Source organism: Rhodococcus sp. 008, from assembly GCF_001682295.1.
GTDB lineage: Bacteria > Actinomycetota > Actinomycetes > Mycobacteriales > Mycobacteriaceae > Rhodococcus_F > Rhodococcus_F qingshengii.
On record NZ_CP012749.1, the window covers coordinates 630,668 to 642,988 of the forward strand.

Annotated in this window: 14 protein-coding genes; 9 read left to right on the forward strand and 5 right to left on the reverse strand. The window is 62.4% G+C overall.

Translation table 11 applies throughout. The annotated features are described in order from the left end of the window. The first annotated feature begins 72 nt into the window (after positions 1-72). Positions 73-1,176, forward strand: coding sequence for an NAD(P)-binding domain-containing protein (locus AOT96_RS02880; protein WP_054188849.1), 1,104 nt, complete (start codon positions 73-75; stop codon positions 1,174-1,176). Continuing rightward, positions 1,173-2,615 carry a phospholipase D-like domain-containing protein gene (locus AOT96_RS02885; RefSeq protein WP_065351271.1) on the forward strand — a complete coding sequence of 481 codons (1,443 nt, stop codon included), beginning with the start codon at positions 1,173-1,175 and terminating at the stop codon, positions 2,613-2,615. The genes AOT96_RS02880 and AOT96_RS02885 overlap by 4 nt, the downstream gene beginning before the upstream one ends. Before the next feature lie 4 nt (positions 2,616-2,619). Here the strand turns inward: AOT96_RS02885 and AOT96_RS02890 are convergent, their stop codons facing one another. Further along, positions 2,620-3,129, reverse strand: a complete 510-nt coding sequence (locus tag AOT96_RS02890) for a DUF6630 family protein (RefSeq protein WP_042451123.1) — start codon at positions 3,127-3,129, stop codon at positions 2,620-2,622. Between the two features lie 378 nt (positions 3,130-3,507). Between AOT96_RS02890 and AOT96_RS02895 the strand changes: the two genes are divergently transcribed. The 6 genes from AOT96_RS02895 to AOT96_RS02920 are packed head-to-tail and all read left to right on the forward strand — an operon-like array spanning position 3,508 to position 9,140. Further along, entirely contained in the window at positions 3,508-6,354 is a 2,847-nt protein-coding gene (locus AOT96_RS02895; protein WP_231917388.1) for an ATP-binding protein, read from the forward strand. Then, positions 6,351-6,767 carry a roadblock/LC7 domain-containing protein gene (locus AOT96_RS02900; RefSeq protein WP_003940329.1) on the forward strand — a complete coding sequence of 139 codons (417 nt, stop codon included), beginning with the start codon at positions 6,351-6,353 and terminating at the stop codon, positions 6,765-6,767. The genes AOT96_RS02895 and AOT96_RS02900 overlap by 4 nt, the downstream gene beginning before the upstream one ends. A 5-nt stretch (positions 6,768-6,772) precedes the next feature. After that, on the forward strand, positions 6,773-7,147 hold the full coding sequence (locus tag AOT96_RS02905) for a DUF742 domain-containing protein (protein ID WP_007727785.1): 375 nt from the start codon (positions 6,773-6,775) through the stop codon (positions 7,145-7,147). Continuing rightward, positions 7,128-7,715 (forward strand): GTP-binding protein, encoded by a 588-nt coding sequence (locus AOT96_RS02910; RefSeq protein ID WP_003940118.1) that lies wholly within the window; start codon positions 7,128-7,130, stop codon positions 7,713-7,715. Before AOT96_RS02905 ends, AOT96_RS02910 begins: the two co-directional genes overlap by 20 nt. A 40-nt stretch (positions 7,716-7,755) precedes the next feature. Continuing rightward, a complete protein-coding gene (locus tag AOT96_RS02915) occupies positions 7,756-8,550 on the forward strand; it encodes an MHYT domain-containing protein (protein WP_003939865.1) in 795 nt (264 codons plus the stop codon). 53 nt (positions 8,551-8,603) lie between these two features. Beyond that, positions 8,604-9,140, forward strand: a complete 537-nt coding sequence (locus AOT96_RS02920; protein ID WP_042921407.1) for an AAA family ATPase — start codon at positions 8,604-8,606, stop codon at positions 9,138-9,140. Between the two features lie 12 nt (positions 9,141-9,152). Here the strand turns inward: AOT96_RS02920 and AOT96_RS02925 are convergent, their stop codons facing one another. Then, positions 9,153-9,611: a GNAT family N-acetyltransferase gene (locus AOT96_RS02925; RefSeq protein WP_065351273.1), complete on the reverse strand. Its 459-nt coding sequence runs from the start codon at positions 9,609-9,611 to the stop codon at positions 9,153-9,155. 56 nt (positions 9,612-9,667) lie between these two features. Further along, the gene (locus AOT96_RS02930) at positions 9,668-10,294 is read right to left on the reverse strand and encodes a helix-turn-helix domain-containing protein (protein WP_007727793.1); all 627 of its coding nucleotides are present in this window, start codon (positions 10,292-10,294) and stop codon (positions 9,668-9,670) included. 33 nt (positions 10,295-10,327) lie between these two features. On the opposite strand from AOT96_RS02930, the gene AOT96_RS02935 reads away from it, so the two are divergent. Beyond that, positions 10,328-11,356, forward strand: coding sequence for an NAD(P)/FAD-dependent oxidoreductase (locus tag AOT96_RS02935; RefSeq protein ID WP_065351274.1), 1,029 nt, complete (start codon positions 10,328-10,330; stop codon positions 11,354-11,356). A 9-nt stretch (positions 11,357-11,365) separates the two neighbouring features. Here the strand turns inward: AOT96_RS02935 and AOT96_RS02940 are convergent, their stop codons facing one another. Next, entirely contained in the window at positions 11,366-11,806 is a 441-nt protein-coding gene (locus tag AOT96_RS02940; RefSeq protein WP_223304421.1) for a DUF5313 family protein, read from the reverse strand. Positions 11,807-11,840: 34 nt separating this feature from the next. Continuing rightward, entirely contained in the window at positions 11,841-12,314 is a 474-nt protein-coding gene (locus AOT96_RS02945) for a MarR family winged helix-turn-helix transcriptional regulator (RefSeq protein WP_003939892.1), read from the reverse strand. Positions 12,315-12,321: the final 7 nt, after the last annotated feature.

The window sequence follows — 12,321 nt, forward strand, 5'->3', positions numbered from 1 at the left end:
GTTCCGAGGCGCCGATACCGTCCGCATACTTCTCTGCAGCTAAGTTCTGTACATCAGGAGGTTAGATTACCGATGAGTACAGACGACCTTGCCGCACAGCAACCACACCCGGTTGACGTGGTGGTGATCGGCGCCGGACAGGCCGGACTCTCCGCCGCGTACTACCTGCGCAAGTTCGGAATCGAGCCCGAATCGGGGTTCGTGGTGCTCGATCATGCGTCGGGGCCGGGCGGGGCGTGGCAGTTCCGTTGGCCGAGCCTGACACTGAGCACCGTCAACGGCGTCCATGACCTCCCGGGAATGTCCTTCGCGGAAACCACCGGTACAGACGCCGAACAGGTGCCTGCATCGGTGGCGGTCCCCCACTACTTCGAACTGTACGAAAAGCAATTCGAACTTCCCGTCCACCGCCCGGTACACACGCGAGTGGTGTGTCCGAGGGAAGAGCGCCTGCGGATCGAGACCGACCGGGGAGTATTCGCGGCGCGAGGCTTGATCAACGCGACGGGGACCTGGGAGCGGCCCTTCATCCCCCACTATCGCGGGGCCGAGTCGTTCCGTGGCCGACAACTGCACACGAAGGACTATCGAACCGCTGCCGAGTTCGAAGGCAAACATGTCGTCGTGGTCGGCGGCGGGATCTCGGCCGTCCAACTGCTCGACGAGATCTCACGCGTCACGACCACTACCTGGGTGACGCGGCGCGAACCCGAGTTCCGCGACGAGCCGTTCACGCCGGACATCGGCCGCGCTGCGGTTGCCATGGTCGAAGATCGTGTACGACGCGGCCTGCCACCGGGATCCGTTGTCTCGGTGACCGGCCTCCCCGTGACGCCTGCCATCCGGGCAGCACGTGAGCGTGGTGTGATGAATCGACTGCCGATGTTCTCCGAAATTCTTCCGAACGGCGTGAAGTGGGCCGACGGTACCGTCGCCGACGCCGATGTCATCTTGTGGTGCACCGGTTTTCGTAGCTCACTCGATCACCTGGCGCCGTTGCACCTGCGCGGACCGGGTGGCGGAATCCCGATGACCGGGCGCCTCGCCACGCAGGTCGAAGCCGACCCTCGCGTGCACCTGGTGGGATACGGACCGTCGTCGTCGACGATCGGAGCCAACCGCGCCGGCCAAGCGGCAGCGCGCGAACTGACCGCGTACCTGGGAATCGGCGAATGAACAGAATCCTTGTTCCGGGCGAAACCTGCTGGCGCATCGAACCGGCGGACAATCTTGCCTGCATCGTCGACGCCGCTGACTACTTTCATCATGCGAAGTCCGCAATGCTGCAGGCTGAAAAGCGAATCATGTTGATCGGCTGGGACTTCGACACGCGCATCAAACTCGAACCAGGCAAGCAGACTCTCGACGGCCCCAACCGGTTGGGAATGTTCCTCCGCTGGCTCGTCCGCGAGAAACCCGACCTCGAAATCCTCGTACTCAAATGGAACATCGGCGCGTTCACCGCAATCGGCCGCGGTATGACTCCCGTCTTCGTGTCCAACTGGCTGACCGACGAGCGCCTACGGTTCGAGATCGACGGCGCCCACCCGGTTGGTGCGGCGCACCATCAGAAAATCATCGTCATCGACGACGCTCTGGCGTTCTGCGGCGGCATCGACATGACTGTGGACCGCTGGGACACCTCGGATCACGTCGACCGAAACGATTATCGAATCACGCCGAGCGGAAGGCGTTACGGCCCTTGGCATGACGCAACCACGGCGGTCGACGGCAATGCGGCTGCGGCCATCGGCGAATTGGCGCGGGCACGCTGGAAATCCGCAACCGGCGAGGATCTGACACCGGTCAAGAGCACTACTACTCCATGGCCCGTCAATTTGGCTCCCACCTTGCGGGTGGTCGACGTAGCCGTCGCCAGAACATTGCCGGAACTCGGCGAGCGCGCGGAGGTTCGTGAGATCGAGGCGCTGTATCTCGCGGCCATCGCCGGCGCCGAACACACGCTGTACATCGAAAGCCAGTACCTCGCATCACGCACGCTGGCCGAGGCGATTGCCGCGCGTCTACGTGAGGCCGACGGGCCGGAAATCGTTCTGGTCATTCCCCGCAATGCCGATGGATGGCTCGAACAAAAGGCGATGGACGGGGCACGCCACGACCTGCTGCATTTGCTGTGGTCGGCCGATATCCACGACCGTTTCGGTGCGTTTTATCCCGTGACCTCTTCTGGCGCACCTATTTACGTACACGCCAAGGTTCTCGTGATGGACGATCGCCTCCTGCGAATCGGGTCGTCGAATCTCAACAACCGTTCGATGGGCTTCGACACCGAGTGCGACATCGCCGTCGAATCCGACGACGACGCAGATGTCGAGTTGCGCGCCTCGATCATCGGATTGAGGCGCCGCCTACTCAGCGAGCACCTCGACGTCACCGAGGAAGAAGTCGACGACGCGTTGGGCGAGCAGTCACTGTTGTCGACGGTTCGCGCTCTCTCGACCTCCGACGCTCGCAGTCTGCGCGAATTCGACCGGAACACAGTCGACGGCGAAGACCACGTGCTCGCTGAAAATGCACTGATGGATCCCGAGCGCACGCCACCCAGACTGAGCGATCGAATCGAAGGATTGCGCCGCCTGCTCGGCAAACGCTGAGACTCTAGAACACGCGCACGCAGTGCCCGGTTGCCAGCGCGAGTTCGACGAGCGTTGCACCGTGAACACTCGGGACGAGCGCGAGGAGAAACGTATCGCTGTCGCTGTCGAGCCAGGCAAGTGAAACGCCCGTATCGGTGATGTTGTCGACGATACGGGCGAGAAGCGATTCGAGTCCGGCAGCTCGATCGAAGCCCATGGCAAGACTGTCCGCCCACTCCCACGATCCTGCCGGCGCCGACGTGAGCACTCGCAGCTGACCCAGAACCTCGGCAGCGCCCTCGTTCCAATCCACCCAGACCAGGCGTTCTTGTTCGTGCAATGCGTCGACGAGAGCAAACCACGCCATTTCCGGGTGCGGCTTCTCGAGCGTCTGTGAGTACAACTCGTTCTGTACTTCGACATACCGTTCCGGCTGGTCGATCGCGAGAGTCACACGATCGATGACAACAGCGCTGTCAGGGGCGAGCAGTTCGGCGATCGCGCGCAACGCGTCGCGAGCAGTTCCACTCACTATGGCTCCAAGTTCAATTCGGTCATCGGTGCGGTTTCCACATTCTGACATGCGTGTGCGCCTCGTTCGGACGTGTCCTCGATGTCGGGACACGAGCCAGATGCTTGCCGTGAGTTCCACGAATTCCCGGGCAGCACCGCTCGCCGAGCTACCAAATTGGACTTTCCGGCTATCCCATTCGCCGCACTTGTCCGTTTACCCTTTCACCTGGCCTTACAACCCGGATATAGTCATCGGCGATCCAAGAAGCCAACTGGGATGTAGCGAGCCAGCGAACAGTCTGTTACCGTTCAGCTAACTACCCCTTCTGGTCAAACCGGATCGAAGGGGTTCGGGCAATGACCCACGGAGGGTTGACGTGAAGGGGCCATGTTCCGCATGAAACACGATTCACACACGACAACCTCTTGGTGGTCGATCGGCGAATGGCGCCTGGGATGGAAGGTCATCGCCGTTCTCGCATTGCCGATGATCGTCGCCGTCGTCCTCGGAGCCCTTCGCGTTCAGACGGAACTCGAAGAAGCCGCACAGCTGAGTTCCTCGTCCGAGCGCGCCCTCGCTGTGCCCGCCGCGATCAATCTCGAATCCGCGCTGTACGAGCTCGCCGAAGCCGCATCGGCACGCACTGACACCGGCCCCGCCACACAAGCGGTTTCGGACGCAATGGATCAACTGGTCGACGCCGCGCGCGCGTTCCAGTCCGACGACGACCTCAACGACCAAGTGACTTCGGCGCTCGCAGAGAGCCGTTCCATCATGGAAGAGGTCGCCGCCGGCGCGGTGGCTCCCGCACGCTTGGTTTCGCGGGTCGGCGAAGTCTCTCGCGCACTCTCGAGCACCTTCACCAGCGTCGTCGAGCATTCTCAGCGTCCGGCGCTGCGCGAAGAGGGTGGCCGACTCTCAGCACTCTGGGATGCGCGACGAGCACTGGCCGAACAACGAATCCTCTTCGGCTCAGGTGATCCGGACCAGCAGGCTCGTACCTCGATGGTCAGTGCCGCCGGTGCCGAACTGGTCGCTCTGAACAACATTCTCGCCATCGACGGGAGCAACGACACCGTCCGGACCCTCAGCAACTCCGCTCAGAACCGGATCAACGCACTCGGATCAACCCCGTCGACCTCTCCTCTGGGGAGCCGCGTCGGTACCGATCTGAAATCCGGAAACGACCAGTACAACAGCCTGACCGACACCACCGTCACCGAGTTCGGCGATACCGTCACCGCTGAATCCAATGCAGCACGAACCGCAGCACTTCGTGACACTGCAATCGTGCTCGGCGCGGTCCTGCTGGCACTGGCCATCGCCCTCGTCATCAGCCGATCGCTCATCGATCCGATCCGTCGGCTGCGATTTGCCGCATTGCAAGCAGCACGACGCGGACTCCCCGACGCGATCGAACGAATTCGCGCAGGTGCCAGTATCGACGACGTCGACTTCGCCCGTGTACCGATCCGCACCCACGAGGAAATCGGCGAGCTTGCACGCGCGGTGGACGACATGCACGGTCAGGCCATCACGCTGGCCGGCGAGCAGGCCACCCTGCGGCGCCAGGTCAACGACATGTTCGAAACGCTGTCGAGGCGTAACAAGTCCCTCGTCGACCAGCAACTCGGTTTGATCGAACAGTTGGAGCAGGACGAAGACGACCCTCGTCGCCTCGAGAATCTGTTCCGGCTCGACCACATCGCCGCGAGAATGCGTAGAAACGGCGACAACTTGTTGGTTCTCGCCGGAACCGATGTACGCCGCGCCAGAACCGCCCCCGTCGCTCTCGGCGATATCCTTCGTGCGGCGGTATCAGGCGTCGAGGAATATCGACGCGTCGAACTCGGGCAGATACCGCCCGGAGTCGTCACCGGTCATGCTGCCCCGGACGTCGTTCACCTCATCGCTGAACTGCTCGACAATTCTCTGCGGTACTCCCCGCCGGAGACCACCGTCTCCATCAACGCTGCCCGCACCATCGACGGCTCCATGATCGTCGAGATCGCAGATCTCGGTATCGGCATGTCGCCTGCCGATATCCTCGATGCCAACGAGCGCCTCGCCGCCGGCGGCGAGATGAGCTCGGATACAGCGCGTCGCATGGGTTTGTTCGTCGTGAGCCGAATCAGTCGTCGCTACAACATCTCTGTGCGCCTGCGCCCGACGGCAACGTCGTCGACGCACAGCGGCATCACCGCAACGGTGCTCCTACCGACGTCGATACTCGATTCTTCTCGGGGACCCGAGATCCGCACGCCGCGAACCGGACCCGTGCCCACGCTCGATCGGACTCCGCCGCCCGCACCGTCTGAACCGTCCTGGTCACAGCCCGTCCCGACCGAATTGGCACCCCCGCAGCCTGCGACCAGAAGTTTCGCAGATCTCCCGCGTCGAACGCCCAGCAACAGCACCGACCGGACTGAGACGTTCGCCCCGATCACACCGCAATCCATTCCCACGACAACAGCGCCTTCGGGGTTGCCACGTCGCACTCCGGGCACAAGTGGAGTACCGGCGGTCAGTACCTCGACTCCGACCACTGCTGCACCCGCCACCTCCGTGTCGTCCTTCGCTCCTCTGCCCGATCCCGAAGGCACAAGCGCATCGACGTCCCTTCCCGTGCGTACTCCGTCGCCGGAATTCACCTCGCCGGCACAGGGTCCCGAGATCCCGGTGGGTCCACACCCGTCGACAACCCCGCCGCCACGGCACCGGCTCTCAGCCCCGACGCCGACAAACACTGCGGCGTTCTTCTCCTCGCGCACCCGTGACGGGCTCTCTGCTCGCGCATCGGCGCGCGCTGACGGCGCGGGAGACGGCAACTCGAACGGCGTACTCGCTGCCCCGACCACGATGCCGATTTTCGCCCGGATGGTGTCCGAGTGGCTCGTGGACCCGACGGCGGAGACGTCAGCTGCTTCCACCGGCAGTGCGTGGACCACCGACGCGGATCAAGGCTGGCTGGCCGCTCGGACCTCGTTCGAGATGCCGGTCACCAAGATCGCCGATTCCGGACTTCCCATTCGAGACCGCGGAGCCCGCCTGGTTCCCGGCGCAGTCGGGAGAGGTGGAACGACACAGCGCCATGCATCCAATCCGGCGGACGTCCAACGTGGTTGGAGCAGTTACCAATCCGGAGTACAACGAGGGCGTCGGCGCGCCGCCGACCATCAGCCCGATGGCGGACAGTCTTTCGAATCGTCCACGATGTTGCACAACGACGAAGGAGAACAGTGAACACTGTCGGAGCCCAAGAGACTCCCCGCGCACTCGACTGGCTGGTATCGGCTTTTGCCCGAGACGTGCCGGGTGTGAGTCACGCGATCATCGTCTCAGCCGACGGGTTGTTGACGGCCTCGAGCACACATCTTCCGCTCGATCGGGCCGATCAATTAGCCGCTGTCACTTCCGGACTCGCCAGCCTGTCCGCGGGGGCGTCACGCCTCTTCGACGGTGGAGCCGTCATGCAGTCCGTCGTCGAGATGGAGAACGGCTACCTGCTTCTCATGGGCGTCGGTAGTGGCGCTTACCTTGCTGCTCTCGCTGTCGCCGGATGCGACATCGGCCAGATCGGTTACGAAATGGCGACTCTCGTCGATCGCGTCGGCACCACCATGGACATTGCCCCGAGAACATCGCAGGGTATTTGAGTTCGATGCCTCACCATCAATCCGAGTACGACGACGCCGAACCGAGCTTGGTCCGGCCGTACGCGCTCACCGAAGGTCGGACCCTGCCGTCCATCGACCTCCCACTCGAAGCGATCATCGCGACGATCGAAGACGCGGTCTCGAACAATCTTGCACCGCAGGATATTCGTGCATCGATCGTCGCACTCTGCGAGCAGCGGATCTCGGTTGCCGAGATCGCTGCCCACCTGGGTGTTCCGATCGGAGTCGTGCGGGTACTGGTCGCCGACCTCGTAGTAGCCGGATCACTGGAAATACATGCCACTCTGCGAAGCGACGCATCTCGAGTCGAGCGACGCGAACTGATCGAAAGGACCCTCAGTGGACTTCGGGCACTCTGACTCATCGTCTCGCGTGAAATCGACAAAAATTGTGATCGCCGGGGGTTTCGGTGTTGGCAAGACAACACTTGTGGGGACCGTCTCCGAAATCGTCCCCCTTCGCACGGAGGCCATGGTCACCGACGCCAGCGACGGTATCGACAATCTCGGATCCACTCCCGACAAGAGCACCACGACGGTCGCGATGGACTTCGGGCGCATCACTCTCGCCGACGACCTGGTCCTCTATCTGTTCGGAACCCCGGGACAGCGCCGCTTCTGGTTCATGTGGGACGACCTGATCACCGGTGCGATCGGTGCGGTCATTCTGGTCGACACGCGTCGCCTGGAAGACAGCTTCGCCGCAGTCGACTTCTTCGAGGCGCGAGGCCTCCCGTTCATCGTGGCGGTCAACCGTTTCGACGGCGCGCCAATCCATTCGGCGAGCGATCTCCGCCAGGCGTTGGCTCTACCCAACCGGGTTCCCATGATCGAGATCGACGCCCGAAACCGCGAATCAGCCAAACGCGCGCTGATCGCCGTCACCGAATACTCCCTCGAACGACTTGCAGCTGAAGCAGTCGTCTAGATGAATCACCAGATGCGAATCGTCGCCGAAAGGAACTGGCATGTCGGATGAAATGCACCATTTCTCGATGGGAATCTGGCTGCTCGGACTCGCCTACGTCGTGTCCGTGGTCGGGTCGGTAGTCGGCCTGGCGTGCACCAGGCATTCAGCGTCGGCGACGACAACCGCCACACGCATGCGATGGCTCGCCATGGCTGCCTTGTCGATCGGTGGCGTCGCCATCTGGCTCATGCATTTCATCGCCATGCTCGGCTTCGCAGTCCCCGGCAGTCCCATTCGATACAACCTCGGATGGACCGTGATCTCCGCGATCATCTCAGTAGGGGCCGTGTTTGTCGGCCTGCTGATCATCGGGACCGAATTTCGCTGGACGCGGCTTCTGATCGGGGGCGTGGTAACCGGTCTCGCCGTGAACATCATGCATTACACGGGTATGCGCGCGTTGCGCTTTCAGGGCGAGATCCACTACGACCTGCTCTTCGTTGCACTGTCGGTTCTCATCGCAGTCGTCGCCGGAACCGCTGCACTGTGGTTCACCATGGTGCTCGAGTCCACGATTCTGCGTTTTGTCGCCGGAATCATCATGGGCATCGCCGTCGTCGGTATGCACTACACCGGAATGGCCGCTGTCGAGGTTGTTCACGACGCGGCAGCCCCGGCGCCACAGGGACTCGAAGTGTTCTCGTTCCTCTTCCCTGTCTTCGTTCTCGGCCTGCTGGCGTTGGCAGTTCCGATTGTCGCAGTGCTGACAGCACCCAACCGCGCGACGGCACGAATGGAATCCGCCGCCGACGATCTGGCGTTCGAAGCACGAGAGTTCGCGATCTCGAACTGAGCAGAGTACGGGGCGAGTTCACGTAAATCGACAACGCCCCGTACATTTCGGGGATGGTGGATGCCGGACACAACCCCCAGCCATCGACCCGCGCAACGCTCGTCGTGATCGGTGGTTTGCCGGCCACCGGCAAGTCGACGATCGCGCGGGCGCTTGCGCAGCGTCACCAAATCCCCTTCGTGCGGATCGATACCATCGAACAGACGCTGATCCGCAGCGGTATCGCTGACGCGTCCGGGACCGCTGGATACATCACCGGGTACGCGCTCGCCGCCGAACAATTGCGACTGGGACTTTCGGTCGTGGTCGAATGCGTCAACCCCGTCGAGGCGACACGAACCGCCTGGTCCGCTACCGCACAACACAATTCGGCGCGCCTGCTCGGTGTCGAGGTCATCTGTTCGGATCCCGACGAGCATCGCAGACGCGCTGAACGGCGAGTCGTCGACATCCCGGATCTCGTACTACCGACGTGGCAGGAAATTCTGGATCGAGACTACGAGCCGTGGACTACGGAACGGCTGGTGCTCGACACCGCAATCATGGACCCCGACAGTGCAGTACGACGCATCACAGCCAAGATGCTGTAGCGTGCGAGCTGCTCACAAGGTGAGAAGGAAGAATGCGCTGTTCGGGTCTTCGCGGTAGTTCCCGAACGGTGGACAAGGCACGAACCCGAATTTCGCGTACAACCGGCGAGCTGGATCGAAGAACTCTTGCGTACCGGTCTCCAATTCGAGTTGCCGGTAACCTCGTTGTCTCGACTCGTCCACGACGTGTTGAAGAAGTCGCGTTCCCACGCCACGCCCCCTTGCTGCCGATGACGTTCGCATCGACTTGATCTCGCCGCCCGCCGACGACCGTTCCTTGAGCGCGACGCAACCGAGTAACTCGTCACCTTCGCTCCACAGCGTCCACATGGTCACAGAGATATCCATCAGCCCCGTGACGTCCAGCGCGTGAACGCTGTCCGAGGGCGAGGTCGCGTGCATGTCGGCGAGATGTTCGGTGAGTAGAGCACGGACCGCATCCCGACTCAGGTCGTCAATTTCGATTCGCACAGACCCTCACTGTCCTCTTCGCTTCCGGCAGCATCGAATGAAAGTATGACTGTCCGTCACTTCGCCGAAGGCCTGGCCCGAACGTGGATGCGTTCTCCTTGGGGGCCGAACAGACTCAGTACCTCGACCGGGCCGCGCCCGTCACTGCCGAACCAATGCGGGTTTCGGGTGTCGAATTCAGCAGCTTCACCCGTACCCATCACGATGTCGTGATCGGCCAACACCAACCGCAACCTCCCCGACAACACGTACAGCCATTCGTAGCCGTCGTGCACTTGGGGATCCGGTTCCGTCTGGCTTGCCGGGATGGTCATCTTGAATGCCTGCAACCCACCCGGTTGCCGAGTCAGCGGCAATACCGTTCGCCCACTGACGCTTCGAGGCGCACTCTGGATGCGTGGATCGGCGACCTGCGGTGCCGCCACCAGTTGGTCCAACGGCACTTGGTGGGCAAGCGCGATCGGAAGCAGCAACTCCAAGCTCGGGCGACGCTCCCCCGCTTCGAGCCTCGACAGGGTGCTCTTCGAAATACCGGTGGACTCGGACAGCGCTGTGAGCGTGACGTTCCTCTGTGTACGAATGCGTTTGAGGCGCGCGCCGATCTGCGAGATGGCGGCATCGATGTGCGGACCGTTGACATTCATGGTGCCGAGTCTGACGACGATTCCCAGAAATGGCAACATTAGTTGCTGAAGAACCCCCTCCGCGAGCAATCTGTGCTCATGCGAACACACACTGAAACTGAGATCCTCGACGCCGTGATCGTCGGCGGTGGCGCCGCCGGACTCAGCGCAGCCCTGGTGTTGGGTCGTGCTCGGCGCTCGGTCGCCGTCATCGATTCCGGCAAACCGCGCAACGCACCGGCAGCACACATGCACGGCTTCCTCTCGCGCGACGGCATGGCGCCACGTGAGTTGCTCGCCGTCGGACGCAGCGAATTGCAGACGTACGGAGTGGAATTGACACAAGATGACGTAGTCGACATCTCCTGGCGCGGTATCGAACCCGGCTTTGTCGTCGAACTTTCAGGAGGCACGACGCTCGAAACTCGTACTGCGCTGGTTGCCACCGGTCTACGGGATTCACTCCCGGAAATACCAGGCATCCAGGAGCTTTGGGGACAAAGCGTGCTCCATTGCCCGTACTGCCATGCGTACGAGATCAGCGACCAACCGATCGGCGTTCTCGGCGGCGACGCTCGCGAGATGTCACTTCACCAGGCGTTTCTACTCCGACAGTGGTCGTCGGATGTGACGTTCTTCCCCGACAAGATCTCGCTCACCCCCGACGAACGCGCGCGACTGGCTGCCCGAGGAGTGACGGTTGCCGACGGATCGGTATCTGGATTGGTCTGCGAGAAAAGCAAACTGAAAGCCGTCGAACTCGACAACGGCCAACTTGTTGCGCGCTCAGCACTGTTCGTTGCGCCGCGTTTCGTTCCGAACGACGCACATCTGACGCGACTCGGCTGCAAAACCAGCCCCACGGGATTCGTGGCTGTCGATCGTTCCGGCGCCACCAGTGTTCCTGGTATCTGGGGCGCCGGCAACGTCGTCGACCCTCGCGCCCAGGTAATCAATGCTGCGGCGGCAGGTTCGACCGCGGCAATCGCGATCAACGGATATCTGGTCGAGCAAGATGTCGAATCGGCTCTTCGTTCGACCGAGCCGGAAGGGGGCTTCTCGGCGACCGTGGAGCAACGCGTCTGCGAGTTGAACGGCGGCAGCGCCCTCCACGGCTTGTGACCGAGGTGTCTACGTCGCGGGGCCGCCGTGCAACTTCTCGTAGGCGGCCTTCTCGGCGTCGTGGCGCGAGATCTTCTTCGGGTTCTCGAGGTCGGAAGGCAAACCGTGACGCTCGAGGCGACGCGACCTGTTCTGAGCCATGTAGGAGACCGAATAGAACAGTGCCAGAAGCACTCCGAGCAGCACCATCGATGCCCGCAGGGCCCACGGTCCGGGGAAGAGCATGAAAGCCGCGAACACTGGAATGAACGGCACCATGCTTCGGATCAGGTGACGCGGCACGGCCCAGTCACCGATCAGGTCGTTTCGTACCCAGTCCTGCATCGAATCGGGCAGCTTGCGCCCCACTGAATAACCCAACCACTGAAGAGGATTCGGGCTCGTACGTTGCTTTTTGGAAGTCACGGAAGTCACCTGTTCGGTACGCATCGACGGTACTGACGCAGTCATCACGTTTCTTTCGGATGCAGTCATCACATTTCTCTCATTGGTCCAAGGCTCCGGCGCGGAGCGCGGCCTCGTTGACCCGCGTCAGAACGTTGTGGAGTTCTTCGAGTTCGGCGAGGCTGACGCCGAGCTTCGCGACAACCGCCGGCGGGATCTTCTCCGCCTCCGCGCGCAGTGCCACACCGGCTTCGGTGAGGTCCACGTCCAGTTGCCGTTCGTCGGCGCGGCTACGGGTTCGCGTGATCAGCCCGGACGCCTCGAGTCGCTTGAGGAGCGGCGACAGCGTCGGCGAATCGAGTTGCAGTGCCTGCCCGATTTCCTTGACCGCCATCGGCGACTTTCCCCACAGTGCCAGCATCACCAGGTACTGGGGATGCGTGAGGCCCATCGGCTCGAGCAGTGGCCGGTAGACGGACAGCACCGCCCGGTTCGCGACCGCAAGTGCAAAGCACACCTGCCGGTCGAGAGCCAGCGGATCATCCATCTGCGTCTGCGGAGCCTTCGTCGTCATGACTCCG

Coding starts and splice junctions, on each gene's coding strand:
- AOT96_RS02895 (WP_231917388.1), top strand. CDS start 3,508: ATGAAACACGATTCACACACGACAACCTCTTGGTGGTCGATCGGCGAA.
- AOT96_RS02885 (WP_065351271.1), top strand. CDS start 1,173: ATGAACAGAATCCTTGTTCCGGGCGAAACCTGCTGGCGCATCGAACCG.
- AOT96_RS02880 (WP_054188849.1), top strand. CDS start 73: ATGAGTACAGACGACCTTGCCGCACAGCAACCACACCCGGTTGACGTG.
- AOT96_RS02930 (WP_007727793.1), bottom strand. CDS start 10,294: ATGTTGCCATTTCTGGGAATCGTCGTCAGACTCGGCACCATGAATGTC.
- AOT96_RS02920 (WP_042921407.1), top strand. CDS start 8,604: ATGGTGGATGCCGGACACAACCCCCAGCCATCGACCCGCGCAACGCTC.
- AOT96_RS02940 (WP_223304421.1), bottom strand. CDS start 11,806: ATGACTGCGTCAGTACCGTCGATGCGTACCGAACAGGTGACTTCCGTG.
- AOT96_RS02945 (WP_003939892.1), bottom strand. CDS start 12,314: ATGACGACGAAGGCTCCGCAGACGCAGATGGATGATCCGCTGGCTCTC.
- AOT96_RS02905 (WP_007727785.1), top strand. CDS start 6,773: ATGCCTCACCATCAATCCGAGTACGACGACGCCGAACCGAGCTTGGTC.
- AOT96_RS02915 (WP_003939865.1), top strand. CDS start 7,756: ATGTCGGATGAAATGCACCATTTCTCGATGGGAATCTGGCTGCTCGGA.